The 25,424-nt window shown below is 57.3% G+C and carries 27 protein-coding genes; 11 read left to right on the top strand and 16 right to left on the bottom strand.

The window, feature by feature from the left end; genetic code table 11:
* Window positions 1-5: 5 nt before the first annotated feature.
* Both ED661_RS20210 and ED661_RS20205 read left to right on the top strand, forming a co-directional pair.
* Window positions 6-275, top strand: a complete 270-nt coding sequence (locus tag ED661_RS20210; protein WP_122076500.1) for a succinate dehydrogenase assembly factor 2 — start codon at window positions 6-8, stop codon at window positions 273-275.
* Between the two features lie 71 nt (window positions 276-346).
* Window positions 347-844: a MarR family winged helix-turn-helix transcriptional regulator gene (locus ED661_RS20205; RefSeq protein ID WP_174214198.1), complete on the top strand. Its 498-nt coding sequence runs from the start codon at window positions 347-349 to the stop codon at window positions 842-844.
* A 227-nt stretch (window positions 845-1,071) separates the two neighbouring features.
* Here the strand turns inward: ED661_RS20205 and ED661_RS20200 are convergent, their stop codons facing one another.
* Window positions 1,072-1,500, bottom strand: a complete 429-nt coding sequence (locus tag ED661_RS20200) for a VOC family protein (RefSeq protein ID WP_122076496.1) — start codon at window positions 1,498-1,500, stop codon at window positions 1,072-1,074.
* Between the two features lie 309 nt (window positions 1,501-1,809).
* Here ED661_RS20200 and ED661_RS20195 point away from each other — a divergent pair, with 309 nt between their 5' ends.
* Complete coding sequence (locus ED661_RS20195; protein ID WP_122076494.1) at window positions 1,810-2,643, top strand: thymidylate synthase; 834 nt, start codon at window positions 1,810-1,812, stop codon at window positions 2,641-2,643.
* An 82-nt stretch (window positions 2,644-2,725) separates the two neighbouring features.
* A complete protein-coding gene (locus ED661_RS20190; RefSeq protein ID WP_122076492.1) occupies window positions 2,726-3,214 on the top strand; it encodes a dihydrofolate reductase in 489 nt (162 codons plus the stop codon).
* 137 nt (window positions 3,215-3,351) lie between these two features.
* Here ED661_RS20190 and ED661_RS20185 read toward each other — a convergent pair whose 3' ends face one another.
* The gene (locus ED661_RS20185) at window positions 3,352-3,570 is read right to left on the bottom strand and encodes a cold-shock protein (RefSeq protein WP_122076490.1); all 219 of its coding nucleotides are present in this window, start codon (window positions 3,568-3,570) and stop codon (window positions 3,352-3,354) included.
* Window positions 3,571-3,801: 231 nt separating this feature from the next.
* Here ED661_RS20185 and ED661_RS20180 point away from each other — a divergent pair, with 231 nt between their 5' ends.
* A complete protein-coding gene (locus ED661_RS20180) occupies window positions 3,802-4,116 on the top strand; it encodes an ArsC/Spx/MgsR family protein (RefSeq protein WP_122076488.1) in 315 nt (104 codons plus the stop codon).
* Window positions 4,117-4,232: 116 nt separating this feature from the next.
* On the opposite strand, the gene ED661_RS20175 is transcribed toward ED661_RS20180, so the two are convergent.
* The 6 genes from ED661_RS20175 to ED661_RS20150 form a co-directional block, all read right to left on the bottom strand.
* A complete protein-coding gene (locus tag ED661_RS20175; protein WP_122076486.1) occupies window positions 4,233-4,796 on the bottom strand; it encodes a DoxX family protein in 564 nt (187 codons plus the stop codon).
* Between the two features lie 4 nt (window positions 4,797-4,800).
* Entirely contained in the window at window positions 4,801-5,583 is a 783-nt protein-coding gene (locus ED661_RS20170) for a DNA-binding domain-containing protein (RefSeq protein WP_122076484.1), read from the bottom strand.
* Window positions 5,580-6,470 (bottom strand): DUF692 family multinuclear iron-containing protein, encoded by an 891-nt coding sequence (locus ED661_RS20165; protein WP_122076482.1) that lies wholly within the window; start codon window positions 6,468-6,470, stop codon window positions 5,580-5,582. Before ED661_RS20165 ends, ED661_RS20170 begins: the two co-directional genes overlap by 4 nt.
* A gap of 214 nt (window positions 6,471-6,684) precedes the next feature.
* Complete coding sequence (locus tag ED661_RS20160; protein ID WP_122076480.1) at window positions 6,685-6,990, bottom strand: DUF2282 domain-containing protein; 306 nt, start codon at window positions 6,988-6,990, stop codon at window positions 6,685-6,687.
* Between the two features lie 221 nt (window positions 6,991-7,211).
* Entirely contained in the window at window positions 7,212-9,158 is a 1,947-nt protein-coding gene (gene thrS / locus ED661_RS20155; protein ID WP_122076478.1) for a threonine--tRNA ligase, read from the bottom strand.
* Between the two features lie 164 nt (window positions 9,159-9,322).
* Window positions 9,323-10,330 (bottom strand): DUF4105 domain-containing protein, encoded by a 1,008-nt coding sequence (locus ED661_RS20150; protein ID WP_122076476.1) that lies wholly within the window; start codon window positions 10,328-10,330, stop codon window positions 9,323-9,325.
* A 205-nt stretch (window positions 10,331-10,535) separates the two neighbouring features.
* Here ED661_RS20150 and ED661_RS20145 point away from each other — a divergent pair, with 205 nt between their 5' ends.
* The 3 genes from ED661_RS20145 (at window position 10,536) to ED661_RS20135 (ending at window position 12,689) form a co-directional block, all read left to right on the top strand.
* A complete protein-coding gene (locus tag ED661_RS20145) occupies window positions 10,536-11,276 on the top strand; it encodes an alpha/beta fold hydrolase (protein WP_122076474.1) in 741 nt (246 codons plus the stop codon).
* Window positions 11,277-11,325: 49 nt separating this feature from the next.
* A complete protein-coding gene (locus ED661_RS20140; RefSeq protein WP_122076472.1) occupies window positions 11,326-11,751 on the top strand; it encodes a VOC family protein in 426 nt (141 codons plus the stop codon).
* Window positions 11,752-11,951: 200 nt separating this feature from the next.
* The gene (locus ED661_RS20135; protein ID WP_122076470.1) at window positions 11,952-12,689 is read left to right on the top strand and encodes an alpha/beta fold hydrolase; all 738 of its coding nucleotides are present in this window, start codon (window positions 11,952-11,954) and stop codon (window positions 12,687-12,689) included.
* 31 nt (window positions 12,690-12,720) lie between these two features.
* On the opposite strand, the gene ED661_RS20130 is transcribed toward ED661_RS20135, so the two are convergent.
* A complete protein-coding gene (locus ED661_RS20130; protein ID WP_122076468.1) occupies window positions 12,721-13,293 on the bottom strand; it encodes a DUF6151 family protein in 573 nt (190 codons plus the stop codon).
* Between the two features lie 4 nt (window positions 13,294-13,297).
* Window positions 13,298-14,599, bottom strand: a complete 1,302-nt coding sequence (gene phaZ / locus ED661_RS20125) for a polyhydroxyalkanoate depolymerase (protein ID WP_122076466.1) — start codon at window positions 14,597-14,599, stop codon at window positions 13,298-13,300.
* A 141-nt stretch (window positions 14,600-14,740) separates the two neighbouring features.
* Between phaZ and ED661_RS20120 the strand changes: the two genes are divergently transcribed.
* Both ED661_RS20120 and ED661_RS20115 read left to right on the top strand, forming a co-directional pair.
* Window positions 14,741-16,546, top strand: coding sequence for an alpha/beta hydrolase (locus ED661_RS20120; RefSeq protein ID WP_122076464.1), 1,806 nt, complete (start codon window positions 14,741-14,743; stop codon window positions 16,544-16,546).
* 132 nt (window positions 16,547-16,678) lie between these two features.
* Entirely contained in the window at window positions 16,679-17,122 is a 444-nt protein-coding gene (locus ED661_RS20115; RefSeq protein ID WP_122076462.1) for a phasin, PhaP, read from the top strand.
* 141 nt (window positions 17,123-17,263) lie between these two features.
* Here the strand turns inward: ED661_RS20115 and ED661_RS20110 are convergent, their stop codons facing one another.
* Window positions 17,264-18,136: an NAD-dependent epimerase/dehydratase family protein gene (locus ED661_RS20110; RefSeq protein ID WP_122076460.1), complete on the bottom strand. Its 873-nt coding sequence runs from the start codon at window positions 18,134-18,136 to the stop codon at window positions 17,264-17,266.
* A 210-nt stretch (window positions 18,137-18,346) separates the two neighbouring features.
* Between ED661_RS20110 and phaR the strand changes: the two genes are divergently transcribed.
* On the top strand, window positions 18,347-18,922 hold the full coding sequence (gene phaR, locus ED661_RS20100) for a polyhydroxyalkanoate synthesis repressor PhaR (protein WP_122076456.1): 576 nt from the start codon (window positions 18,347-18,349) through the stop codon (window positions 18,920-18,922).
* A 203-nt stretch (window positions 18,923-19,125) separates the two neighbouring features.
* Here phaR and ED661_RS20095 read toward each other — a convergent pair whose 3' ends face one another.
* From ED661_RS20095 to ED661_RS20075, 5 genes are all read right to left on the bottom strand, one after another.
* A complete protein-coding gene (locus ED661_RS20095) occupies window positions 19,126-20,337 on the bottom strand; it encodes a DegT/DnrJ/EryC1/StrS aminotransferase family protein (RefSeq protein ID WP_122076454.1) in 1,212 nt (403 codons plus the stop codon).
* Window positions 20,338-20,567: 230 nt separating this feature from the next.
* A complete protein-coding gene (locus tag ED661_RS20090) occupies window positions 20,568-21,878 on the bottom strand; it encodes an FAD-binding oxidoreductase (RefSeq protein ID WP_122076452.1) in 1,311 nt (436 codons plus the stop codon).
* Window positions 21,879-21,999: 121 nt separating this feature from the next.
* Window positions 22,000-23,358, bottom strand: coding sequence for a glutamine synthetase family protein (locus ED661_RS20085; RefSeq protein ID WP_122076450.1), 1,359 nt, complete (start codon window positions 23,356-23,358; stop codon window positions 22,000-22,002).
* Entirely contained in the window at window positions 23,358-24,038 is a 681-nt protein-coding gene (locus tag ED661_RS20080) for a type 1 glutamine amidotransferase (RefSeq protein WP_122076448.1), read from the bottom strand. Before ED661_RS20080 ends, ED661_RS20085 begins: the two co-directional genes overlap by 1 nt.
* 60 nt (window positions 24,039-24,098) lie before the next feature.
* Entirely contained in the window at window positions 24,099-25,418 is a 1,320-nt protein-coding gene (locus tag ED661_RS20075; protein ID WP_122077095.1) for a glutamine synthetase family protein, read from the bottom strand.
* Window positions 25,419-25,424 lie beyond the last annotated feature (6 nt).

The following is a 25,424-nucleotide window of genomic DNA, read 5'->3' as shown; positions in this document are numbered from 1 at the left end:
ACGGGATGACAGAGGCACCGGAACTGTATGAGCACCGCCTGAAGCGTCTCAAGATGCGCTCGATGCGGCGTGGCATCAAAGAGATGGATATCCTGCTGACGGCCTATGCGGATGCAAACCTGCCCGCGATGGATGCCGCCAAGCTGGATCTCTATGATCAGCTTCTGCACGAGAATGACCAGGATCTCTATCAATGGGTTACGGGGCAGGTGGCAACACCTAGCCCCTATGAGTCGCTGATCCAGGAAGTCGCGCAAACTCATCAAACTAAATAAAAAACCAGCTTAACGCATTTTTGGGGAATTTTCTGCATTCTCTCCTGAGCAAACTCGAGTCGGAGATGCGAATGAGTATGGAAATGCCAATTGGCCAGCAGGACCGCAAAGGGTTCATGACTGGTTACCTTGAAGCGCTGGCGCTGGTGGAGCGACTGCACCGTCTGCTGCTTGACGTGATCAAGGATGAGTTCGAACGCGTAGGCGTTCTGGAAATAAACGCAGTGCAAGCGCTGCTCTTGTTCAACGTCGGTGACAATGAGGTCACTGCAGGCGAGCTGAAGAGCCGTGGCTATTATCAGGGCAGCAATGTCAGCTATAATCTGAAAAAGCTGGTTGAGCTGGACTATATGCACCATCAGCGCTGCGAAATTGACCGCCGGTCTGTTCGGGTTCGCCTGACACCGCGTGGTCGCGAGATCCGCGATATCGTCGCGGGCCTCTTTGCACGCCACGCCGAAGGTCTAGAGGGCAAGGATGTTATCAGCCGCGAAGGCGTTGCTAACATCACGGACTCGCTAAAGCGGGTGGAACGGTATTGGTCGGATCAGATCCGCTATATCTATTAAAAACAGTGCTTTGGGGCAAAATGTCCCTGAGTAAACATCTGGGGCGCGCAAGAATTGCACCGCCCAAAGCTAAAAAATAATCATGGTTCGACTGGACATCAGTCGCATCTAGACTTGAAGAATTCGGGTTCGCTACAAAACGCACCGCCTAGTCCTCAGAGGACCAGCGGTGCGTTTTTTATTTGGCCTGCCCTCATTTGACTGCAGGCAATTGGTCGGGGCTTGGGTTACCAGTGGCCGGTATTTCCCATGCTGGTCCAGGGCTCTGCTGGCTCTAGGGCCTCTCCGTTTTGCAGCAGCTCGATCGAAATATTATCGGGCGAGCGAATAAAGGCCATACGCCCATCATGGGGCGGGCGGTTGATGGTCACGCCGTTGTCCTGCAGGAACTGGCAGGTCTCATAGATATTATCGACACCATAGGCCAGATGGCCAAAATGGCGGCTGTCACTGGGCAGGCCGTCGTCCCCGTCCCAGTTATAGGTCAGCTCTACTGGGGTTTCTTCCTGACCGGGCGCGGCCAGATAGAGCAGGGTGAAGCGACCCTGTTCGCTGTCGTAGCGGCGGGTTTCCCGCAGTCCCAGAAGTTCATAAAATGCTCTGGATTTTTCCAGGTCTTTCACCCGAACCATTACGTGCAGATATGTAAGCGCCATGTGCGAGGATCCTTGATGGTTTGAACATCCCATTCCAGGGTCCGTGGACCGACTGGGAGATGGGGCGTTAGATATGCTTGGTACAATCTGCCCGGACTATAGGCCAGTTCCAATCGATTCGCAGGGTTGGAAGCTTGGCAGCTTGCGCTCAAAGAATATGTGCTCCGAGAGCTGAGGGGCGTTCGTCTGGCGGCTTGCGGCCATTCGTCCGTCTTGCCTCAGCATCTGCATCAGTGCTTGTGCTTGTTATTTGGGGCGACTCCCCGCTATGACTGCAGGACTGGCATCGACCGTCAAAGAGGGATCACAGTGCAGCAATATCACGCGGCCTTGCGCCAAATTCTGGAAACCGGTGTACCCAGTAGCGATCGCACTGGCACTGGCACGATCTCTTGTTTTGGCATGCAGACACGATACCCTCTGGCGGATGGTTTTCCGCTGGTGACGACTAAAAAACTGCATCTGCGCTCGATCATTCATGAGCTTTTGTGGTTCCTGTCAGGTGATACCAATATCAAATACCTCAAGGACAACGGCGTTTCGATCTGGGATGAATGGGCCGATGAAAACGGCGATCTTGGGCCGGTCTATGGCTATCAGTGGCGGAAATTCCCCAAGCTGGAGCTGGTGCCTGGGACCACCGGGGATGAGCCGATTTACCGCGCGGGCACCGTTGATCAGATTTCCGATCTGGTGGAGATGATTAAAACCAGCCCAGACAGCCGCCGCCTGATCGTTTCGGCCTGGAACCCTGCGGATGTGCCAGATATGGCGCTGCCGCCCTGTCATACCCTGTGGCAGGTTCGGGTGTTGGGCGGCAAGCTGCACCTGCAACTCTACCAGCGTTCCGCAGATATGTTCCTGGGCGTACCCTTCAATATTGCCTCCTATGCCCTGTTGCAGGTGATGCTGGCCCATGTGACCGGCTATGAGCCGGGAGATTTTGTGCATACTTTGGGCGATGCGCATATCTATTCGAACCATCAGGATCAGGTGGCGCTACAGCTCTCGCGTAGCCCAAAACCGCTGCCGCAGATCCGGATCAAACGGCAGGTCTCGTCGATCTTTGATTTCACCTATGATGATTTTGAATTCCTGAACTATGATCCCGATCCGGGCATCAAGGCGCCCGTCGCTGTTTGAGCCTGCTGCTCTGGCACTGACCGCCGTCATCGTATCATAAGCCCCGGGCGCAAGCGGGGCCCGTTTCAAGGTAGACCGCAAAATGATAACCCTGATTGTTGCCCGTGACCGCAATGGTGCCATTGGCAAGGACAATAGCATTCCCTGGCATGCGCCCGAGGACCTCAAGGCTTTTCAGCGCGAAACCCTGGGCGGAGCCATCGTTATGGGGCGCAATACCTGGGACAGCCTGCCATTCAAGCCCTTGAAAAACCGGTTGAACCTGGTGGTTTCTTCAAACCCGCAGGCGGCAGATGATGTGTATGCATCGGTAGCAGATGCCGTGGAGGCGGCCTATGCGCAGGGCTATCGTCGCGTCTATGGCATTGGCGGCGCGGGGATCTACCGCGAAATGATGCAGATCGCGGACCGCCTGTTGATTACCGAGGTCGCTGTTGAAGTCGAAGGCGCGGATACCTTTTTCCCCGAGATGGCGCCCGGCGAATGGCTGCAACATGGCGAAACACAGCTGCGATCCGATGATCCGGCCTGCATCATGGTGGAATACCTACGCGCCTCCCCTAGTCGATAGGGCAGAGTGCCCGGTTTTACGTGAGACGGGCTAATCGTAGGCGACGAGCGTCGGGGGGAGGGCGCAGCTAGCGCCCCGCCGCAGGTGGATAGCAACTAGCCGCACGATGGGTTGTGCGCTCGGATCAGGCGCTCAGGCTAGTTGGAGCTCATAAGGGGTTTGATTTCCCCAGCCATTTGCCGCCCATCGCGTCCCTCGGTCAACTCGAAGTCAACTTTCATGTTGTCAGAGAGACCTGTTAAACCGGATCTCTCAACCTGAGAGATATGTACAAAGACGTCATTTCCGCCGCCATCGGGTTCGATGAAGCCAAATCCTTTGGTGGTGTTGAACCATTTCACGGTGCCAGTTGGCATTTCCCGTGTCTCCTTCTACTAATGTGTTGTTCTGGGGCAGCCCAGCGAATATTGGGGTTTGTGACGGCCAGATATCTGTGTGCAAACGTGGCAGGCCCAAGGGCCGGTCATACAAGCACCGATTTACGTGTCTCCCCAACTGCAACTGTTGCATGTGTATAAAATAAATCAAGTGGCTATAGGCATTCTTCCATAGATTGTGTTGATTGTCACGCTGAGGAAAGGAAGTTCATGATCCTCTACGGATTAAAAAACTGCGACACCTGTCGTAAAGCCATGAAACAACTGCCTGAGGCTCGCCTGGTGGATGTGCGCGGCGAAGGGGTGCCAACGGAGGTGTTGACCGAGGCGCTGATGCGGTTTGGGGAAAAATTGGTGAATACCCGTTCAACCACCTGGCGGGGATTGAGCGAGGAGGAACGTGCAGGAGCGCCAATTGATCTGCTGCAACAGCACCCGGCCTTGATGAAGCGTCCGCTGATCAAAACCGATGACGCGCTGTATTTGGGTTGGGATAAGACCACGCAGGCCTCCCTGACAGGGTAGTCCAACCGGGGGAACCCAACGGGCTATCTGGATTTGAGACGCAAAAAAGGCGCCGCTGCGAGGAGCAGGGCGCCTTTCTGTGTGGCTTGGCTTTTTGCTGGTTTGGGCTGCGGGCCTTACATGGCTTCGGATTCGATCCGGCGTTTCAAGACCGTATCCAAGGACAGTGCGCCTGCGCCTTTGACCACCAGCACGGCCAGAACAAAGACCCAGAACAGGCGCTGATCCATAATCACGCTATCGGGGAAACGGTCGAACAGAGCGCCCAGAGTCTTGGCGTCCGTCGCGCCATGGCCAATGACATCCGTCAGCGACTGCACAACGATAAAGCCAATCATGCCCAACGAGGCCAACCGGGTGAACAGGCCCAGAATGATCATCAGGGGCAGGATGAATTCGGCATAGGTGCCGGCAAGAACCACCAACTGGTGGAACAGTCCGAACTCGGACACATCATAGCCAACGGCTTCCAGCTGTTTTGGGAAGATCTGGGAATAGGCGCCAATAGAGGGGCTGAACAGGCCAAAGAAACCGTCGCCCAGTTTGGTCAGGCCGGAGTTCCAATAATAAAGCAGCAGCGTGGCGGCAAAGACAAAGCGTGCCGCCAGCGGCAGCACCCAGCTGCCAATCTTTTCTACCAGGTCAAAAACGGCGTTGTGAATGGTGACAAGTAGGTGCATGTCATTACCCTTTGTTTACTAGTCCAGTGATTGCTCCGCCCTGCAACAGCAGGGTGAGTGGGGAGCTGAGGTCAAATTTGGTGTCAGTGCTGCGAGCCTGGTCCAGTGCCTGGCCAATGCTGGCGCCCTGCATGAGCGCCTCTATCCAGGTGGCCTCGGCGCTGCTGACGACCTGCGGGATCGGGTCGAACTCCGGGCGGGTGATCAACACCGCTTCGGCGCCTGCCTGTGGCTTGTCTGCTCCCTCAATGGTGTTGAAGCGCCAGATCGACTGGATCGGCCAAGGCGAGCGCAGGAGATGGAGCGCCGGGGAGAGCGTCAGCCCTGTTTGCAACAGTGCCTCTTCAGACAGTTCTGCCAGCTTCAATGGGTCGATAGCACTGGCATCCGCGGCGTGATAGGCATGGCGCAGAGCAAGTTCCAGCCGGGCGATATCGCCCAGGTAGCCGAGATGATCCAGCTGCGGCATGCCCTCCAGAAAGGCCGGGAACTCGGCTCCATAGAACATCATCAGTGGCGAGCTGGGGGGATGGGCGCGCAGGAAAAGACCGGACAACCCATCCATGTTCTTGTTTCCCAACAGCTTGGCAACCACCGGAAAAGCACTATGCATTGCTTCGGTCAAAGAGACCGCCACATTGTTGCGATAAACCGAGAACCGCCGTCCAGCCGCCAGGCAGTCCTGATCAACCAGCCCTTCGGGCACCGGCGTCTCTGCGGACATCAGGGCAGTGATAAACTGCGCCTGATCGACCAGAGGCGTGTGGGATTTCAACTGTTTGCTCATGCCGGGACTTGTTGCGCAGCTGCGAGTGGCGCCTGGGCAGGAAGATTGGCCAAGGCAAAAGCGGCGCGTTCGGCTTCGGCGGCCAGGGTCGACCAATCAGGGACATCATTGTCCCATTCAATCAGCACCGGCTTGGGGCCTGCGCGTTCCAAAGTGTAGTCCAGCAGGGCCCAGACGGGATCCACCACTTCGCGGCCATGGCTGTCGATCAATAGAGGGCGCCCCTGATCATCGGTGTCTTCGTCATGACCGCCCAGGTGGATCTCGCCAACCCTGTCCAGCGCAAAGGCATCGATATAGCCCTGCGGAGAGAAGGCCAAGTTGGTGGCAGAGACAAAGACATTGTTGACGTCGAGCAGCAATCCACAGTCCGTGCGACGGCTGATCTCTGCCAGAAAATCCGGTTCCGACCAGGTGCTTTCAGCAAAGGCGAGGTAGCTGGAGGGGTTTTCCAGCAGCATGGGGCGGTCAATCACCTCTTGCAGCTGATCGATATGCGTGCAGACACGGGTGAGCGTCTCATCCGTATAGGGCAGGGGCAGCAGGTCGTTGTAGAACTGGCCGTCATGGGTCGACCAGGCAAGATGTTCGGAAAAGCTGGCGGGGTTGAGCCAGCTCACAAGGTGTTTCAACCGGGACAGATGTTCTGGGTCAAGCGGAGCTTCGCCGCCAATCGATAGGCCAACACCATGCACCGAGATGGCAAATTTTTCAGCCAGATGGCGCAGCTGGGCAAGGGGGCGTCCACCAGCTCCCATGTAGTTTTCCGCGTGGATCTCCAGCCATTGCACCGGCTCAGCCTGCTCCATGATCTCGGCAAAATGCTGTGGCTTATAGCCGACACCAGGCGCATTCGGCAGAGATCTGTTGGGAAAGGACTGAAGCATGGCAGATCTCGTATCAGATGGACCCGATCAGGTCGGATCAAGTCGGGAAGAGACGGCAGCGGGATCATTCAGCCAATAAAAGAGCGCCACGGGGGGGGGAAGCAGATGAACTGATTGGCTGAAGGTTCTGAAAGGGCATTCTTGCTGGTCTGGGTGTTCAATTCAAGAGGGCAGCATGGGGACCGCCCTCCTGGATCTGTTTCACTGCGCTAGCTTATGCAGGCAGATCGCGTTCCTGTGCGTCCAGCGAACCAGTGCGCTTGCTGCCATCGGCGAGGTCCGGCAGTTCGATATCGGCGCAGGTGCCCGCATCGACCAAAGTCCAGGCATTGCCCTGATAATCAACTGTGGATGTGCCAGCGCAGGTGGTGCCGGGGCCAGCGGCACAGTCGTTTTGACCGGCAAGGGAGACACCATAGCATTTCTCTTTGGTGCCAGCGGCGGCAGGCATGGTGGCGGCTGCGGTCAGAGCTGCGGCAACGGCACTTGCAACGGCGAGAGATTTGGAAGTTTTCGACATCTCATGAATTCCTTTTGGTTAGGCTTGCGCTGTCTTGTTGACATGAAAAACCTAACCCGAGGAGTACAAGAGTTTAAGTCACGAGAGCGTGTCTCACGGGCGCGTCAGCATCCGTGACAGTAGGGTTCTACCTAGTGGATTGAAAATAAAAGAAATTCTGAAGCATTGAAACAAAACGGCCCCCAAATGGGGGCCGCTAAGTTAAGGTTTTAGAGGAAATGTTACAAAAGGTCTGGCGCCGTTGCTTCGGCCCCAAGAGCCTTTGTAACATTTTCGAGACTATCAACACGCGTCTGCTTCTCACCCAGGCGGCGGATCGAGACGGTACGCTCCTCCACTTCGCGATGGCCAATGGCCAGGATCACCGGCACTTTGCCCAGGGAATGTTCGCGGACCTTGTAGTTGATCTTCTCGTTGCGGATATCGGCCTCAGCGCGCACGCCCTGTTTCAGCAGTTCGGCCACGACCTCATGCACATAGTCATCCGAATCCGAAGTGATGGAGGCGACAACCACTTGGCGCGGTGCCAACCAGAAAGGCAGCTTGCCGGCGTGTTCTTCGATCAGAATACCGATGAAGCGTTCAAAGGATCCCAAAGTTGCCCGGTGCAGCATGACCGGACGGTGCTTGGCGCCATCGGCACCAATATAAGTGGCATCCAGGCGTTCAGGCAGAACAAAGTCAACCTGATGGGTGCCGCACTGCCAATCCCGGCCAATGGCATCGGTCAGAACAAACTCCAGCTTGGGCCCGTAAAAGGCGCCTTCGCCTGGGTTCAGCTCTGGCTCGATCCCGGCGGCACGGGTGGCCGACAAGAGAGCAGCCTCGGCCTTGTCCCAGACTTCATCCGAGCCGGAACGCTTTTCTGGACGATCGGAGAACTTCACCGAGAAATTCTCAAAGCCCAGATCCTTGTAGATGGTGGACAGAAAGCGGATGAACTCGGCGGTTTCCGACTCGATCTGATCTTCCGAGCAGAAAATGTGACCATCGTCCTGGGTAAAGCCACGCACCCGCATGATGCCGTGCAGCGCGCCCGAGGGCTCATAGCGGTTGCAGGAGCCGAACTCGGCCATCCGCAGCGGTAGATCGCGGTAGCTCTTGAGGCCCTGGTTGAAGATCTGCACATGGCAGGGGCAGTTCATCGGTTTCAGCGCGTTGACTGCTTTTTCACGGGCGTGCTCTTCGTCGACTTCAACGATGAACATGTTTTCCTGGTATTTTTCCCAGTGACCTGAGGCCTCCCAGAGCTTGCGATCCACCACCTGCGGGGTGTTCACCTCGACATAGCCGCCTTTTTCCTGCTGGCGGCGCATGTAGTCCTGCAGCTGGGTGTAGATCTTCCAGCCATTGGGGTGCCAGAAGATCTGGCCGGGGGCCTCTTCCTGCATATGGAACAGATCCATTTCACGGCCCAGCTTGCGGTGGTCGCGTTTGGCGGCCTCTTCCAGCATATGCAGGTGGGCCTTGAGCTTTTCCTTGCCGGTGAAGGCAACGCCGTAAATGCGCTGCAGCATGGCGCGGTCACTGTCACCGCGCCAGTAGGCGCCCGCAATGCTCATCAGTTTGAAGGCGTCACCGGGCAATTGGCCAGTGTGCTGCAGGTGGGGGCCACGGCAGAGATCCTGCCAGTCGCCATGCCAGTACATGCGCAGCGGTTCATCGCCGGGAATGGCCTCGATCAGTTCGACCTTATAGGGCTCATCATTGGCAGTGTAGAAGTCAACGGCGCGCTGACGGTCCCAGACCTCAGTCCGAACAGGTTCGCGCTTGTTGATGATTTCTTTCATCTTTTTCTCAATCACGCCCAGGTCTTCCGGGGTGAAGGGCTCGGCGCGGTCAAAGTCGTAGTACCAGCCGTTTTCAATCACCGGGCCGATGGTGACCTTGGTGTCGGGCCAGAGCTCCTGCACGGCGCGGGCCATGACATGGGCAAGATCGTGACGGATCAGCTCATTGGCCTGCGCTTCATCCTTGAGGGTGTGCAGGGCGATGGCGGCATCGGCATCAATCGGCCATTGCAGATCCCAGTGCTGACCATCCAGGGTGGCGGAGATGGCCTTTTTTGCCAGCGAGGTTGAAATGTCGGCGGCGATTTCGGCGGCGGTGATGCCAGCCTCATAGCTGCGTGCATTGCCATCGGGGAATGTGAGAGAGATTTGGGCCATATCCTGGCTGCTCCTCGTCGGTTTGGCGCCCACTGAACGCCCGGTTGCGGGTTATGTGATGGGGAGGATTTGGCAGCTGTATCTGGTCGTGTCAAGGGGGCGAGGGGCCAGCCCCTCGCGCTCCCCGGGATATTTCTGGCCAAATGAAAACCAGCGGCTTGGCTTTACTTTGCCAGGGGGGAGGGAACACCTTGGCGGATCATGCGGGAGTACTCGGGGCTGATACCTTGGGCCTGGGCGCGGGCCGTAATGCGGCCCATTTGAGTCAGCTCCGTGAGCGGCAGGCGGCTGTCGAGAACGCCAGCGTCATAGGCGTAGCCTGCCAGGTAGCCATTGGCCAGGACCCGCCAATCCAGAGGGATGTCTCCGGTGATGGTGCGGATCATTTGCAGGACCACGGTGGTGCAATTGGTAAAGAGCGAATTGTACCACCGGGGCTGCGCGGCCAGCTGATTGGCCGCTGCCACATAGTGCAGCAACAGGGCGCGGGCTTTGTCTGGGCTGGTGTTCGTGCGGTAGAGCTGGACGTCTTCGCCGCGGGCATTGGTGCGGGTGCCCACCACATCGCGTTCATCTGCGGCGATCAGGGATAGGGTGTTGGCTTTGAACATATCAGCGATGGGAGAGAAGCTGCCGTCGCGCTGGCGGCGCACTTCCACTGACCAGGCGAGTTGTTCTCCATCGGCAAAACCGAAGCTGATGATCATATGGGCAATGGTTTTGCTGGACCAATAGGACATGAAAAGATCAAGGCTTTCCAATTGGTCTAGATCATAGCTGCGGGTCTCCCAGTTGGGGTCAAAATCCACCGGGCTGCGCCAGGTGAAATTGCGGACATGCTCCAGTGTCAGCAGTGAGCCCTCAAGCTGTCCGGTGACCTGGTGTTCCACGTCTGGGGCCCAATCACGGGTCGCAGGCGGGGTGAGACTGGTCCACCAGGTGATCAGAGTTGCCAGTGCAAGCAAATAGGTGGCAAGGGCACGCAGGCGCCGGGGGCGAAAGAGCCCCAGGATCACTGCCAGTGTCAGGATGGCAAAGCCGGTGGCAAAGCTCATACGGGTGAAGAGGCTAAAGGGCAGGCGATACCAGAGGGCCAGTGACGCCCAGACGCCGGAGAGGGCAATCGCCAAGCAGAGCGCAGCAAGGCCACTGCGATGGAGTATCTGTGTCATATAGGATCCCTGGGGTGTCGCTGGCAATTTGGCGCAACCTAAGAGCTGTGGGGAATGGGAGCAAGCCTGAGAACAGGCTTGAGAGCAACTTGGGGTCTAACCTGGGGAGCTCTTGAAACGGGGCAGGGTACGGACCGGGCGGTTTTGCGAATTGCAGCCCGGCGCTAGGCGTGACACATCTGGAACCAAAGAGGGAGGCTAAGACATGGCAGCAACACGTTTTCTGAAGACCGCGCAGGGGCGCTCTATCGCCTATCATTTCCACAGTGGCAAGGGGCCGACCTTGGTGTTCCTGGGCGGGCTCAAATCCGACATGGAGGGGACCAAGGCGATCCATCTGCAGGCCTGGGCCAAGGCCAGGGGCTTGGGGTTTTTGCGTTTTGATTACTCTGGCCATGGGGAGAGCTCGGGCCAGTTTGAGGAGGGCTGCATTGGCGATTGGCATGAAGATACCCTTGCCACTGTTACCGCTCTGACCACGGGGCCCTTGCTGGTTGTGGGCTCCTCCATGGGGGGCTGGCAGGCCCTGTTGCTGGCCAAGGCCATGCCGGAGCGTATTCAGGGCATGGTGACCATCGCTGCCGCCCCGGATTTCACTGAAGACGGCTATTGGGCCAGCTTTAGCGCCGCGCAGAAGGCAGAGCTGGAGACGCAGGGCTATGTTGAACTGCCAAGCGATTACATGGAGCCCTATCGCATCAGCAAGCGCATGATCGAGGATGGGCGCAACCGCTTGGTGCTGCGCGACGCGCTTGATTTGCCTTTTCCTGTCAGGTGCTTGCAGGGCACGGCAGATACGGCCGTTTCTACCGAGACCGCCTTGCGGCTGTTGCAACACGCGCGCTGCACGGACATGCGGCTGAACCTGGTAAAGGATGCGGATCATCGGTTTTCGGATGAAGCCTGTCTGCGCCTGATTGAAATCTCGATATCCGAGCTGCTTTAACGGGTTCAGAGAGTCGCGGGATATCTCGCTGGAAGGAGACGTCATGACTATGGAACAACGGGTAAGTTTGATCACCCTTGGGGTGCCTGATGTAGATCAGGCTGCGGCCTTTTATGCGGCGCTTGGCTGGCAAACCGCTGAGAGTCCCGACGGGGTGGTTGCGTTTGACCTGATCTCGCAGACGCTGGGGCTTTACCCTCTGGAGAAGCTGGCAGAGGATATTGGCCTGCCGCTTGAGGCGCTTGGCACCGGGGCGATGACTCTCAGCCACAATACCCGCAGCCGCGAGGAGGTGGATGATCTGTTGGCACTTGCACTCAAGGCTGGGGCGGAAATCTTGCGTCCGGCGGGCGAGGTGTTCTGGGGAGGGTATATTGGCTATTTCAGAGCCCCTGATGGCCATATCTGGGAAGTGGCACATAATCCCTTTTCTTCGCTGGCCGGGGATGGCGCCTTTCGCTGGAACGGATACTGATCTCATCCGGTGATGTGAGCAAGCCTTGAGGCGGATTTTTCGTGAGATCCATGTTTCATCGCGAAGCAGGGCGAAATCTCCCTTGCTCCCAGCGGCAAGTCACCGCAAGAGTTGGGGAATAAGAGACACGCGGGTTTGAAACCTTCAAGACCTATCCCGACTGATGGTTTTGAAGATCAACGAGATGGAGGTGGTAGGGCATGGAGCAAACAGGCAATTGGGGGCGCGAGCCGGTGGTGTTTTTGCCGGGAATGATGTGCGATGCGCGGGTCTTTACCCCCCAAATTCAAGCCCTGTCCGCAAAGGCCCCGGTGATGGTTGCACCTTTGCATGGTGGGGCGCGGGTGGAAGATATCGCCACCCATATTCTGTCGATGCTGCCTGAGAGGTTTGCGCTGGTTGGCCTGTCGATGGGCGGTATCGTGGCGTTGGAGATACTGCGCCGTGCTCCGGAGCGGATCACCCGGCTGTGCCTGATGGCGACAACGCCATTGTCCGAGACTCCAGACCAAGCCGCCATGCGAGAACCGCTGATCATCAGTGCCCGCACGGGTGGGTTGGAAAAGGCCCTGCAGTTATCCCTGCCGCCAGAGGTTCTGGCGCCGGGGCCGCGCCGCCTGGATATCCTTAATCTGGTCCGCGAGATGGGGTTGGATCTGGGGGCCGAGCTGTTTGTTGATCAAAGCCGGGCTTTGCAACGGCGGCTTGACCAACAGGCGACGGCCCGGCGCTGTCAGGTGCCAACGCTTATTCTCTGTGGGGAGTATGACCGGCTGACACCGGTAAAACGGCATGAATTCATGGCTGGATTGATCCCCCATGCAGGGCTGGAAGTCATTGCAGGCGCTGGGCATTTGCCAGGGTTGGAGCAGCCCGAAGTGGTGAACCACGCGCTGTTGCACTGGCTGGCCGCGCCAACCAATGCTGAAACTGTTTGAGCCTGGCTTCTATGGTTCTACAGGGTGGGGATCAGGGGTAGAGCTTGGCGCGGGCCTCTTTTGAGAGCACCTCGGGTTCCGCCATGGGTTTTCCCGTTTCAGCATCAAAAAACGGTGTCTCACGCCAAAGGCCGGACAGGCGTGCAGTAATCATACGCGAAAAGATCCCATAGACCATGCGCGCCATGCCCTTGTTCTGGGGCGGCTTGCCGGGACGGGTGATATTGGCCTGAGCCTTGACCTTGCCCAGTGCGTCTTTGTTGTCAAAGATATCTGAACGCAGCCCGGCAAAGGAAAGCTGCGGTTTTGACAGGGTATTGGCAAAGGGCGTACCACAGCACCCCGCATACCAACGAAACAATCCCTTGGGGCCAAGGCGCATCAGACGCAGGTGCTCAGCACCCTGGGTGATTGAGATGGCGTGCGGGGCAAGCTGAAACAGATCCACCCCCTCAACCGGATCTGGTTGGTGATGATAGAGCTCCGCCGCGCGACAATCCGGGCAGTGGCACAAAAGCCGGAGACCGGATTTCTGCCCCTCAGCGGAGATGTGCCCGGCGAAGCTGCCACAGGAGCAGGAAAAGCTGTGTTTTCCGTCGCTCATGACATCAGGCTTTTGCAGCGGCGGCTTTGGGCTTTGCCTTGCCTTTGGTCGCCTTGGGTTTTGCCGATTTGGGTTTGCGGCTGTTTTCATCCATAAAGTCGATCACCAGGGGGCGAATATTGTCGCGCCAGCTGCGGCCGGCAAAGATACCGTAATGGCCAGCGCCAGGCTCGACGTGGCTTGCCTTTTTGCTGTCGGGCAGACCGGTGCACAGATCCAGTGCCGCGATACACTGACCGGGGGCGGAGATGTCGTCATTGGCACCTTCAACGGATTTTACCGCCACATCGGTGATCGCGCCGATATCGACCTTGTGACCATCGACGATGAATTCGTTGCGGGCGATCTCTCGGGATTTGAAAACGCGCTCAACAGTCGAGAGATAGAACTCGGCTGTCATATCCATAACCGCCAGATACTCGTCGTAGAACCGGTTGTGGGCATCGTGATCCGAACTCTCGCCGCGGCTGGCGCGCTGGATCTGGTCCGTAAAGGCCTTGGAGTGGCGATCCATGTTCATCGACATGAAGGAGGACAGCTGCAACAGGCCGGGATAGACTTTGCGCCCGACACCTTTGTATTTGAAACCTACCTGTTGGATCATGGTTTCCTGCAATTGCCCCATGGTGACGCGGCTGCCAAAATCGGTGACTTCGGTCGGGGCGGCATCCGGATCCACCGGGCCGCCAATCAAGGTCAGCGAGGAGGGCTGCGCGGCCGGGTCTTGCTCGGCCAGATAAGCGGTGGCGGCAAGCGTCAGCGGTGCGGGCTGGCAGACAGCAACCACATGGGTGTCAGGGCCTAATTCGCGCATAAAATCAACGAGGTAGAGCGTGTAATCTTCGATGTCGAACTTGCCGGCGGACACGGGAATATCGCGGGCATTGTGCCAGTCGGTGATATAGACTTCGCAGTTGACCAGCAGGCTTTTGACGGTCGAGCGCAGCAGGGTTGCATAGTGGCCAGACATCGGCGCCACGATCAGAACCTTGCGGGGCTGTTCCTCACGGCCGGTCACACGAAAATGGATCAGATCGCCAAAATCGCGTTCAACAACCGGGGTCACTTCGACCAGATGATCCTTGCCGTCTTCGCAGGTGAAACTGCGGATGCCCCAATCGGGTTTGACGGTCATGCGGTGAAAGCTACGTTCGGTGACTTCGCCCCAGGCAGCCATCCAGCTGAGCGCCGGGTTGGGGATGGCAGAAAACGCGGGATAGGAGGCCATCGACAAGGCACTGGCGCCCAGCCATTGGTTCATGTTCCGGGCGGTTTCCATCAAGTCGTACGACATCATATAACGCATATGGCTTTCCTTTTTACTGCCCGCCCATGTCTCGCAACTGCGGACGGAATTTATGCAGGGCCTCGGACCTTTCGTCGCTTTGGCGTAACATGGTTAAACCAGTATTCTGCATGGCAGAAAGAGTATGGGGGATTCCTTAAGATGACAACAAGTGACATATTGAACCATGGCGCTTCGCCAGAACACATTGAACGCCTTAAGGAAAATATGGAGCGCGTTGATCAGCTCTCGCAAAAGCTGGTCGAAATAATGGCCAGCAAGAAAGGTCACCACCCTGGATTGGATGGTCCGAATCAGGAGTTGTTTGCACGTGCAGCAACCTCTTACTGGACTGAAATCTTACAAAATCCTGCCAAATTAATGGAACAACAGGTCGAATTTTGGGGAAAATCTGTGCTCAATTTTGCCGAAGCACAGCAGGTCTTGGCCGCACAGGGAGATGAGGAAGGTGCCAAAACACCCCCTCAGGACCGTCGGTTTGGTAATCCGATGTGGGACAGCAATCCCTATTTTAACTTTGTAAAACAACAGTACCTGACAAATGCTGAGACAATACGCAGCGCAGTGGAGCAGGTCGACGACCTGGAGCCTATTGATCGTCACCGGCTGAGCTACTTCTCTGATCAGATCATCAATATGATGGCACCGACCAATTTTCTGCCCACCAATCCGGATGCGCTGGAAAAGGCGCTGGAGACCGAGGGGCAATCGTTGATTGACGGCATGCAGAACCTGGTGTCCGACCTCGAGGCCAACAATGGCGAGCTGGTGGTGCGGCTGGCGGATGAGACCGCTTTTGAAATCGGTGGTAATATCGCCACCAGCCCCGGTGAGGTGGTGTTCCGCAATCGGATGATGGAGATAATCCAGTATCATCCCACCACCGAGACCGTGCATGAAACTCCTATCGTGCTGTTCCCGCCTTGGATCAACAAATTCTACATTCTTGACCTCAAGGCGCAGAACAGTCTGATCAAATGGGTGACTGAACAGGGTTATACCCTGTTTGTGGTCTCCTGGATCAATGCCAATAGTGACTATGCCGATGTTGGCATGGAAGAGTATGTCGAAGAGGGTTTCCTGGCTGCGATCAACAAGGCCAAGGAGATCTGCAAGGTCAAGCAGGTCAATGCCATCGGCTATTGCATTGCGGGAACCACGCTCAGCCTGACGCTGGCCTTGATGAAAAAGCGCGGCGATAAATCTGTGAAGTCGGCGACCCTGTTTACCGCCTTGACGGATTTTTCCGATCAGGGGGATTTCACCCCCTTCCTGCAGAATGATTTTGTTGATGCCATTGTTGAAGAGATCGGCGAAGACGGCATCCTGCCCTCCTATATCATGGCGCGCACCTTCTCTTATCTGCGGGCCAATGATCTGGTCTATGGCCCCGCCATCCGCAGCTACATGATGGGGGAAACGCCACCTGCCTTTGATCTGCTCTATTGGAATGGCGATGGTGCCAATCTGCCCGGCAAGATGGCGCGGGAGTATTTGCGGGGCCTGTGTCAGGGGAACCAGTTCGCGGATGGTGGTTTTGAGCTCTTTGGCGAGAAGCTGCAGCTTAAGGATGTGGATATTCCGCTGATGGCGATCACCTGCGAGACGGATCACATTGCGCCCTGGGATAACTGTTACAAAGGCGTGCAACAGATGGGGGGGCGTAGCAAGACCTTCATCGTGTCGCAGTCGGGCCATATCGCGGGCATCGTCAATCCGCCAAGCCGCAACAAATATGGTCACTATACCAATGACGATCTGAAGCTGTCCGCGGACGATTGGATGGCAGGGGCCACATTCAACGAAGGCTCCTGGTGGCCCCGTTGGGAAGGCTGGCTGAAGAAACGCTCGGGCAAGCAGGTTCCGGCGCGGGAACCGGGTGATTCCAATAACCCGGTGCTGGAAGCAGCCCCCGGCAGCTATGTGCGGATCCGGGCAACCGATTGATTTCTTGAGGGTACGCTAATTTTTTCTGCATTGCAGCAAGATTTTTCTTGAAATGCTGCGATGCAGAAAGTATATATTCCTCATGCTGAAACGCGGGGTGGTCCCGAGATGGCAACCAGAGGAACCAGTACAATGGCTAAGACCCAAGATTTTACCGCTATGATGAAAGACATGATGGGCGCATTTCCAGTGGATACATCCGCAATGGAAGACGCTTTCAAAAACACCGCTGCGCTGAATGAAAAGCTGAGCGCGGTTGTTCTGGGTGCTGCTGAGCAGTCCTCGGAAATCTCCAGCAAATGGACCAAAGACGCCCTGGCCAAAATGTCCGGCGTTTCCAAGGCTCAGGCAGATCCTGCTGAATACGCAAAATCCGCAACCGATTTCGCCAGCGCCTCTGCTGAAGTTGCAGCCGAAAACATGGCCGCTTTTGCTGAAGTTGCGAAAAAAGTTCAGATGGAAACCGTTGAGCTGCTGATGGCTGCTGGCAAAGACATGGGCGAAGAAGCCACTGCCGCTGTCAAAAAAGCGACCAATGACGTGACCACTGCCGCCAAAAAAGCAGCAGCAAAATAAGCAGCCCCTACGGGCTGATCACGAAGAGCGGGATCATGGCTCCTCCCTGCATCTGATCCCTCTCTTACGTGTCCAAAAGGGCAGGTCGTTTCGACCTGTCCTTTTTGCGTTGCCCTTTTGCAAATTGGGCAGGTGCAAGTGTTAGAACGCGGCCTGGGTGAAATCGCTGACTTCGGGGCGCCAGCCGCAGGCGGTCTGAATTTTGTCTGCCCTCATTTGCTGATCCAAGGTCGGGCCTGCGGCCCAGTTACCGTATTTGAACATCACATATTTGCGGTTGCGGACCAAATAGGCACCATCATGGAGGTGCCGCCGGATGATCTCGTCGAGAATGGCGCGCATCGGCACGCCGGTCTGGGCCGCGACATTATAGTGTCCGCTGAGCTCTGGCTGCTCTGCCAGCAGGCGATAGGCACGGGCAAGATCTCGGCGATGCACCAGCGGCCAGCGAATTTGAATGCTGCCCCAGACCTCCAGCGGTTGACCGGATGCGGCCTGCGACAAGAGACGAGAAAAAACGCCGCCACCGTCTTCGTGATAGGTCATGGCCGGGTGGATTATGCAGCTGGTCAGCTTGGGGTCTTGCAACAGCGACTGGGCATTGTCCTGCATCCAGGCAAAGGCAGGGATGGGTCGCTTTGGACTGGTCTCGCGGGCTGCATGTTCACCGGTTTCGCCGTAGAGCCAGCAGCCACCGGTGTAAAGCACCCGCAAAGGCTTGTTGCGATGGCGTGCCTGCTGTTTGATCACGGCGATGGCCGCTGTATCGACTGCTGCCATGTCCTCCTCAAAACTTGCCGCGAGCTGGATGACGACATCCACCTGGTCAATCGCTGCCCGCCAACTGGCTGGATTGCGCAGATCGCCCCTCCAGGGTTGGGCGCCCAGGGCTGCGAGCTTATGTGCGGAACTCTGTGAGCGGCAAAGACCGATAACCAAATGATTGTGGGCAACCAGTTCTGCGGTGACGGCACTGCCGATGGAGCCGGTCCCGCCAAGGATCAAAATTTTCAAACCAGGTCTCCTTTGCTATTTGGGAGAAGTTGTAAAACCTCAAGTCTGGTTGAGCTCAAGCGGTTTTGTCCTGTCAGAAGAGCCTGTGCCTGGATTGGGGTGGCGGCATAGCCTGCCATCAGGGTTCGAAGGCCATTCTGCAGGCTTTTCTTTTGTTCTGCGCTCGCATAGTCTTTTTTCTGCAATGCATCATGTCCGGGGAGGGACAGAATGGCGGATCAGGAAAAACCTCTGTTGATCAAGCGTTACGCCAGTCGGCGTTTGTACAACACTGAGACCAGCGATTATGTCACTTTGGAGGATATTGCGGGTTTCATCCGGGATGGACGTGAAGTGCAGATTGTCGATTTGAAATCCGGCGATGATCTGACGCGTCAATATCTGTTGCAGATTATTGCCGAACACGAAAGCCGTGGCGAGAATGTGCTGCCGGTCAATGTGCTGAACGATCTGGTGCGCAGCTATATGCAGCCGGGCGGCGGGGTGATGCCGCAGTTCCTGCAGGCGTCCTTTGACATGCTGCGCGACAGCCAATCGCAGATGGTTGAGAATATGTCGGCGATGAATCCGATGTCGCAGATCCCTGGGTTTGACGCCATGAAGGCGCAACAGGAGGCGTTTTTGAAGGCCATGACCAGCGGGCTGCCGGGCAATCTGGCCAGCGGCTGGGCCGGCAGTTCTACCACTCCCGAAGCGGAAAATGCCAAGGAAGGGGATGGCGAAGACCTGGATGCCATCAAGCGCCAGCTGTCAGAATTGCAGGAAAAGCTGTCGAAACTGAAATAGGTAGTGATCATTGCCTTGCAAGGCGTTGGACTTGGAAAGGCTCTGATCGGATCAGAGCCTTTTTCTGTGCTGTGATTGCAAAGGAATAAAAGAGGGGGGGCTCCCGCCCGTCGGAAGATCCCCCTGGGATCTTCTCCCGTTGGGCCTGGCGCCGCGCGCAAAGCGCGCGGCGCGGCTGCGTGACACAGCTGACTGTAGACGAACTAGGCAGCGGCGGCGCGGGCCATGGTTGTGGTGACGGCTTCAACCAGAATTCCAGCCACCACATCCAGCTCTTCCTGGGTCAGGCGCACCGGCAGGCGTACATCGCAGGCCTGCATCAGCATGGCGCGGGTCTGGGGCAATTCAGGCAGGTCCTGAATGAACTGCCAATTCCAGAAGGCGCGGGCATTATCGGCAGAGCGGCCAAAAATCTGCACCTTGACGCCAGCCTTGGCGGTTGCCTCGGAAAAGGCCGAGATCTGATCATCCGTCATGCCCACCAGATTGAACTGGATGGAATCCGGGGCGCGTTGTTCAGGAGCCAGTGGCGCGGGCACATGAAAAAAGGGTGACGCATTCAGCTGTGCTGCGACAGAATCGTGGTTCTTCAGCCCATCACGGACGCGGCGCGCCAGTTCCGGCAGCTGGGGGCGAATGACCACGGCGGAGAGATTGCTCATCCGCAGATTATACAGCGGTAGCTGGTTTTGCCATTTGGCAAAGGCCTCGGCCAAGTCTGCGCTGTTATCGCCCATCGGGCCCTTGTGCTTTTGCCAATTGTGCTCGTAAGCGCCGGACATGATCACAGCGCGCGCCACCAAGTCTGCGTCATCGGTAATCAGGATGCCACCTTCGCCGGCATTGATCATCTTGTAGGACTGAAAGGAAAAGCAGCCAATCTTGCCCAGAGTGCCAATGTTGCGACCGCTCCAGGTGGTGCCTAGCGAATGGGCGGCATCCTCGATCACCGGGATGTCACGCACCTCACAGAGCGTGAGAATGGCATCCATATCAGAGGTATGGCCACGCATGTGGCTGATGATGACCGCCTGAATGCCGTCATCCAGCCGGGCCTCAAAATCAGCCAGATCAATGCGGTAGTTTTCCCCCACTTCGCAAAGCACAGGAATGCAATCGGCATGGATCACCGAAGAGGGCACAGCGGCAAAGGTAAATCCTGGGATCAATACGCGGGCATCGCGAGGCAGGTCCAAGGCCTTCAGGGACAGGAACAGGGCCGCGGAGCAGGAGGAAATCGCCAGGGCGTATTTGCACCCCAACAGCGCAGCGAATTCCTGTTCGAGCAGGGCAACCGGAGCATCCTCGGGCGCGGTATAGCGAAACAGGTCGCCAGATTGCATCAGGTCGTCGATTGCCTGACGGGCTGCCGCCGGGATGGGTTCCGCAGCGTGGACATTTGGGGCCTTGGTCATATTTCAAATTCCTGAATTATGGATTTGATAAATATAAAACAACTAAGAGACTGTGCCAAGTGCATGCCAGTGAATCCTGGTTGCGATCGGCGGAATTTCACAAATTTGTTGCGATGTTCCCACGCAGATTTTGCGCCAAGCTGCATCGCCTAAGCATAAAACGGCAAACCCCCTGCTCAGACCGGGCGGAGCAGGGGGGCAATTGCTGAAAAAGTAAATCTAAGGAGGGGTTAGATCCCGATCCGGTCGCGCAGGGCAAACCAAGTCATCGCCAAGGCCAGCAGTGGCGAGCGCATGGCTGGACCTCCGGGAAAGCTTGGGGCCGGGACGCGCGCCATGGTGTCAAACCCCTCTGCCTGGCCCTGAATGGCCTGGGCGATCAATTGCCCTGCATGGATGGCAGTGCCAACTCCGTGCCCGGAATAGCCTGAGGCCGAAAGCACATTCCCCCCCAAGCGTGCCAGATAGGGCATGCGTTTCATGGTGATCCCCAAAGTGCCTCCCCAAGCATAATCTATCCGCACATCTTTCAGATGCGGAAAGATCTGCGTCATTGGCTTGCGTACCACCGATGCAATATCTGAAGGGAAGCGGTAGCCATAGCTTTCACCACCGCCAAACAGCAACCGTTTATCATGGCTGAGCCGGAAGTAGTTGACCACAAACTTGCTATCGGCCACCGCGACATCCCGCCCCAATACCTTGTCGGCTTCATCGCCCAGGGGTTCGGTTGCAACCACAAAATTGTTGATCGGCATTACCTTGGCGGCCACCTGGCGGTTCAACCCACCCAGATAGCCATTGCAGGCCAGGATCAAATGATCTGCGCGCACTTCGCCAGTGGCGGTTTTGACACGGACCTCTGCGCCCTCGCGGATTTCCAGAACTTCACTTTCCTCATGAATCGCGGCACCAGCCTTTGCCGCCGCACGGGCCAGGCCAAGCGACAGGTTCAGCGGATGCAGGTGGGCGGCCCCATGATCCAGAACACCGCCTTTGTAATCCGGTGAGGGGCACATCTGGTGGCAGGCCTCGGTCGAGAGCAGCTCAATCTGGTCATACCCATAAGTATCGCGCAGATGCCGCCCGTAGTCATGCAGATGCATGGCGTCCCTGGTGCTGGAGGCGGTCCAGGCAACGCCGGGGCGCAGGTGGCACTCGATGTCATGTTTGATGATCAGGGATTTGACCAGATCCTTGGCCTCTTCTCCCATCCGCCAAAGGGTTTGAGCCTCTTGTTTACCTACAAAACCTTCAAGGTCTTCCTGGTCCATGCGCTGGCCGCTGCCCAATTGGCCGCCATTGCGACCAGAGGCGCCAAAACCGACGCGATGGGCCTCGAGCAGAACCACATCCATCCCGGCCTCTGCCAGATGCAGCGCCGCCGACAACCCGGTGAACCCACCCCCGATGATGCAGACATCGGCGCGGGTGTCCCCGGACAGGGGGGCAAAAGGCGCCAGAGGCGTGGCTGTCGCCGCGTACCAGCTTTTGGGGTATTTCCCTTTGCGATCATTGGAATGAAGCAGGTTCAGGCCCATCACTCACCTCTATGAGATGTCGGGGGAATAGGCGCACAGCCCCCCCCCATTCATCTTTCAACAAATATTCAATTGCACTGACGCCGCCCCTATGGGCGACGTCTGAGTTCAGAGGTGAAACCTAGACATTCATCAGCAGATGTTCACGCTCCCAGGGGGAGATCACCTGCAGAAATTCCTCATATTCGGCACGTTTTACGATGCTGTAGACCCGGGCAAATTCAGGCCCCAAAACTTCATGCAGTTTTGTCGCTTCCTCAAACAGATCCAGGGCGCTGCCCATGACCGGGGGAATATCGCCTTCACCCTCATAGGCATCGCCTTTGAACTGCTTGTCGGGATGCTTTTGCTCCATCAACCCCAGATAACCACAGGCCAGGGAGACCGCGATTCCGAGGTAAGGGTTGCAGTCCATCCCGGCGATGCGATTTTCCACCCGTCGCGCTGCAGGGCTGGAAAGCGGAATGCGAATACCGGTGGTGCGGTTGTCACGGGCCCATTCCAAGTTGATCGGCGCCGCATGGTCTTTGACGTAGCGCCGGTAGGAATTCACATAGGGCGCCATCACCGCAATACCGGCAGGCAGATGGTTTTGCAGACCGGCAATAAAGTGGAAAAAGGCCTCGGTCTCTGTGTCATCCTCGGCAGAGAAAATATTCTTGCCGGTTTTGCGATCCAGCACCGAATGGTGGATATGCATCGCCGATCCCGGCTCATTCTCGATTGGTTTGGCCATAAAAGTGGCAAAACAATCGTGGCGCAGGGCGGCTTCGCGGATCAACCGTTTGAAGTAGAAAACCTCATCCGCCAGTTTGACCGGATTACCATGCAGCAGGTTGATCTCCAGCTGACCAGCGCCACCTTCCTGGGTGATGCCGTCGATCTCAAATCCCTGAGCCTCGGCAAAGTCGTAGATATCGTCAATGACGGGGCCAAATTCATCTACAGCGGTCATGGAGTAGGCCTGACGCGCCGCAGCCGGGCGACCAGAGCGGCCCATCATCGGTTCGATCTTTTTGGCAGGATCGACATTGCGGGCCACCAGGAAGAATTCCATCTCTGGCGCTACAATCGGATCCCAACCCTGATCATGATAGAGCTGCACCACCCGTTTCAGCACGTTGCGCGGGCTAAAGGGGATCGGATCGCCATTGCGGTCTACCGCATCATGGATCACCTGCAGGGTCCAGTCGCCGGTCCAGGGCGCCGCTGTGGCGGTGGACATATCGGGATGCAGGGTCATGTCTTTTTCGATCCAGCCATCATCATCAGCAGCCTCGGCCCAGTCGCCGGTGATGGTCTGGTAAAAGATGCTGTCAGGCAGGTGAAAGAAGTCCTGCTTTGAAAACTTGGAGGCCGGTACTGCCTTACCACGGGCAATACCGGGAAGGTCCGAGATAACGCATTCAACTTCGTCGAGACGACGGCCCTCCAGATAGGTCTTTGCCGCTTCGGGTAGGTCGTCAATCCAAGATGACATTAGGTCCTCTCTTTCTTCATAAAATCTGCGAGGAAGGTTGCAATTTTTGGGGTGTCTACGGGCGTGTCGAGCCGGGCACTGGCCTGGTCCAGGATCTGGTCTGGCACCACACCGCGGCCGCGTTTGTCGATCAGGCCACCGGTAAATTCATTGCTGAATTCGGGATGTGGCTGCAGGGTCCAGATATGGTCGCCATACGCAAGGATGCCGTTTTCACAAAAGTCATTGCCAGCCAGAACGCGGGCCTCGGCCGGGCGCTCGATCACCTGATCCTGATGCCATGCGTTCAGGGTCAGCGGCGCGCCGTCCTGCTGATAGGTCACATGACCAATTGCCCAGCCGCCTTCAAATTTGGCGACCTTGCCGCCCAGGGCCTGGGCGATGATCTGATGGCCAAAACAGATCCCGGCCATGGGTTGTTTCTTGGCGTGAATGTCCCGGATCAACTCTTCCAGCGGTGGGATCCAGTCGTGGGGCTCATAGGCGCCATGGCGCGAACCGGTGATGATCCAGCCATCGGCGGCCTCGGCATCTTTGGGAAAGATCCCATCCACCACTGCAAAGGTTTCAAATTCAAAATCGTTGCCCGCCAGGAGGTCACAGAACATCTGATCGTAGTCGCCCGAGTCCTGGATGAGGTCGTCAGGCGCGTGGCCGGTTTGCAGGATGCCGATTTTCATAGTTCACCAGATTTGATCAAAAGGGGATGGGATGAGGCCGCGCCTCAGGACTGACCGTGTTCATACCGCTTCCAACCAGCTGAGCCAATGTTCATCTGCGGGCAGGGCGGCAAAGCCGAGCAACTCCTGTCGCTTGGTCATCACAAGGTTGCGGATCATCATCTGCGGCAGGATCCGGGCGATAAGCGGGCTTTCCTCAAATCGGGAGATTGCGGTCTCCCAATCCGGGGCCAGCTGCGGCAGGTCGGTCAGGTCGTAGATATTGCCGCTGGAGGCGGCGGGTGGCACCATTTTATCTTCGATACCCAGCAGGGCGGCGCCCAGCACAACCGAGAGCATCAGATAGGGATTGATGTCGCCGCCAGCTGTGCGGTGTTCAATGCGCCGCGCCTTGGGATTGCCGCCGGGAATACGAATGGCCGCAGTGCGATTTTCATAGGCCCAAGCTGCACCCGTCGGGGCATGGGCACCAGGCACCAGACGCGCGTAGGAGTTTCCATGAGGGGCGAATACAAGTGTGCTGGCAGGCATCGCGGCAAGGCAGCCGGCTACGGCCTGATGCAGCAGCTCAGAGCCTGTTTCAGACCCATCATCAAAGACGTTCACACCGTTCTCGTCCACCACCGAAAAATGCACATGCATCCCATTGCCGGCATCATCGGCATAGGGCTTGGCCATAAAGGTGGCGGCCATCCCATGTTTGCGGGCAAGCCCTTTGACCAAAGCCTTGAACAGCCAGGCATCGTCAGCAGCGCGCAGGGCGTCTTGATGGTTCAGGTTGATCTCAAACTGGCCCAAACCGGCTTCAGAAATTGCCGATTGAGCGGGGATGCCCATCTCTTCTGCCCCGGCATAAAGGTCGGTAAAGAAGGCGTCAAAAGCGTCGAGCTCCTCTACTGAGAGCACGGATTGCTGGGCGAGTTTGCGCCCGGTATGGGGATGCGCTGGCGGGCCAGGCTGGGCACCAGTATCATCCACCAGATTGAACTCCATCTCGGTGGCGGCCATCACCTGCCAGCCCCGGGCTGCATAGCCTTGCAGCACCTGGGTCAGCACCTGACGGGGGTCACCCATAAAGGGGGCACCGTCGTCGGTCTCCAACGTCATCGGGATCAGCGCCGAGGGGGTGTCGAGCCAGGGCATCGCCACGGGGCCACGCCCGGTGGGTTTCAAAATACCATCGGCATCGCCAGTTTCAAAGACCAGCGGGCTGTCTTCGATATCACGCCCCCAGATATCCACGTTCAGCGCAGAGAGCGGCAGACGCGCAGCGCCATCGGCCAGCTTTGCCACCTGCGAAGACGGCATGCGTTTGCCGCGCATCTGCCCGTTCACATCACAGGCAGCGATGCGGATGGTTTTCAGCTTGGACAGGTCCATGGCGAA

The organism is Pseudophaeobacter sp. EL27 (assembly GCF_900313025.1).
In the GTDB taxonomy this organism is placed as follows: Bacteria; Pseudomonadota; Alphaproteobacteria; order Rhodobacterales; family Rhodobacteraceae; genus Pseudophaeobacter.
The sequence above is the reverse complement of the archived record's forward strand: the minus strand, read 5'-3'. Positions and strand labels throughout refer to the sequence as shown.

Coding starts and splice junctions, on each gene's coding strand:
- ED661_RS20210 (WP_122076500.1), top strand. CDS start 6: ATGACAGAGGCACCGGAACTGTATGAGCACCGCCTGAAGCGTCTCAAG.
- ED661_RS20205 (WP_174214198.1), top strand. CDS start 347: ATGAGTATGGAAATGCCAATTGGCCAGCAGGACCGCAAAGGGTTCATG.
- ED661_RS20200 (WP_122076496.1), bottom strand. CDS start 1,500: ATGGCGCTTACATATCTGCACGTAATGGTTCGGGTGAAAGACCTGGAA.
- ED661_RS20190 (WP_122076492.1), top strand. CDS start 2,726: ATGATAACCCTGATTGTTGCCCGTGACCGCAATGGTGCCATTGGCAAG.
- ED661_RS20185 (WP_122076490.1), bottom strand. CDS start 3,570: ATGCCAACTGGCACCGTGAAATGGTTCAACACCACCAAAGGATTTGGC.
- ED661_RS20180 (WP_122076488.1), top strand. CDS start 3,802: ATGATCCTCTACGGATTAAAAAACTGCGACACCTGTCGTAAAGCCATG.
- ED661_RS20175 (WP_122076486.1), bottom strand. CDS start 4,796: ATGCACCTACTTGTCACCATTCACAACGCCGTTTTTGACCTGGTAGAA.
- ED661_RS20170 (WP_122076484.1), bottom strand. CDS start 5,583: ATGAGCAAACAGTTGAAATCCCACACGCCTCTGGTCGATCAGGCGCAG.
- ED661_RS20165 (WP_122076482.1), bottom strand. CDS start 6,470: ATGCTTCAGTCCTTTCCCAACAGATCTCTGCCGAATGCGCCTGGTGTC.
- ED661_RS20160 (WP_122076480.1), bottom strand. CDS start 6,990: ATGTCGAAAACTTCCAAATCTCTCGCCGTTGCAAGTGCCGTTGCCGCA.
- thrS (WP_122076478.1), bottom strand. CDS start 9,158: ATGGCCCAAATCTCTCTCACATTCCCCGATGGCAATGCACGCAGCTAT.
- ED661_RS20150 (WP_122076476.1), bottom strand. CDS start 10,330: ATGACACAGATACTCCATCGCAGTGGCCTTGCTGCGCTCTGCTTGGCG.
- ED661_RS20145 (WP_122076474.1), top strand. CDS start 10,536: ATGGCAGCAACACGTTTTCTGAAGACCGCGCAGGGGCGCTCTATCGCC.
- ED661_RS20140 (WP_122076472.1), top strand. CDS start 11,326: ATGGAACAACGGGTAAGTTTGATCACCCTTGGGGTGCCTGATGTAGAT.
- ED661_RS20135 (WP_122076470.1), top strand. CDS start 11,952: ATGGAGCAAACAGGCAATTGGGGGCGCGAGCCGGTGGTGTTTTTGCCG.
- ED661_RS20130 (WP_122076468.1), bottom strand. CDS start 13,293: ATGAGCGACGGAAAACACAGCTTTTCCTGCTCCTGTGGCAGCTTCGCC.
- phaZ (WP_122076466.1), bottom strand. CDS start 14,599: ATGCGTTATATGATGTCGTACGACTTGATGGAAACCGCCCGGAACATG.
- ED661_RS20120 (WP_122076464.1), top strand. CDS start 14,741: ATGACAACAAGTGACATATTGAACCATGGCGCTTCGCCAGAACACATT.
- ED661_RS20115 (WP_122076462.1), top strand. CDS start 16,679: ATGGCTAAGACCCAAGATTTTACCGCTATGATGAAAGACATGATGGGC.
- phaR (WP_122076456.1), top strand. CDS start 18,347: ATGGCGGATCAGGAAAAACCTCTGTTGATCAAGCGTTACGCCAGTCGG.
- ED661_RS20095 (WP_122076454.1), bottom strand. CDS start 20,337: ATGACCAAGGCCCCAAATGTCCACGCTGCGGAACCCATCCCGGCGGCA.
- ED661_RS20090 (WP_122076452.1), bottom strand. CDS start 21,878: ATGGGCCTGAACCTGCTTCATTCCAATGATCGCAAAGGGAAATACCCC.
- ED661_RS20085 (WP_122076450.1), bottom strand. CDS start 23,358: ATGTCATCTTGGATTGACGACCTACCCGAAGCGGCAAAGACCTATCTG.
- ED661_RS20080 (WP_122076448.1), bottom strand. CDS start 24,038: ATGAAAATCGGCATCCTGCAAACCGGCCACGCGCCTGACGACCTCATC.
- ED661_RS20075 (WP_122077095.1), bottom strand. CDS start 25,418: ATGGACCTGTCCAAGCTGAAAACCATCCGCATCGCTGCCTGTGATGTG.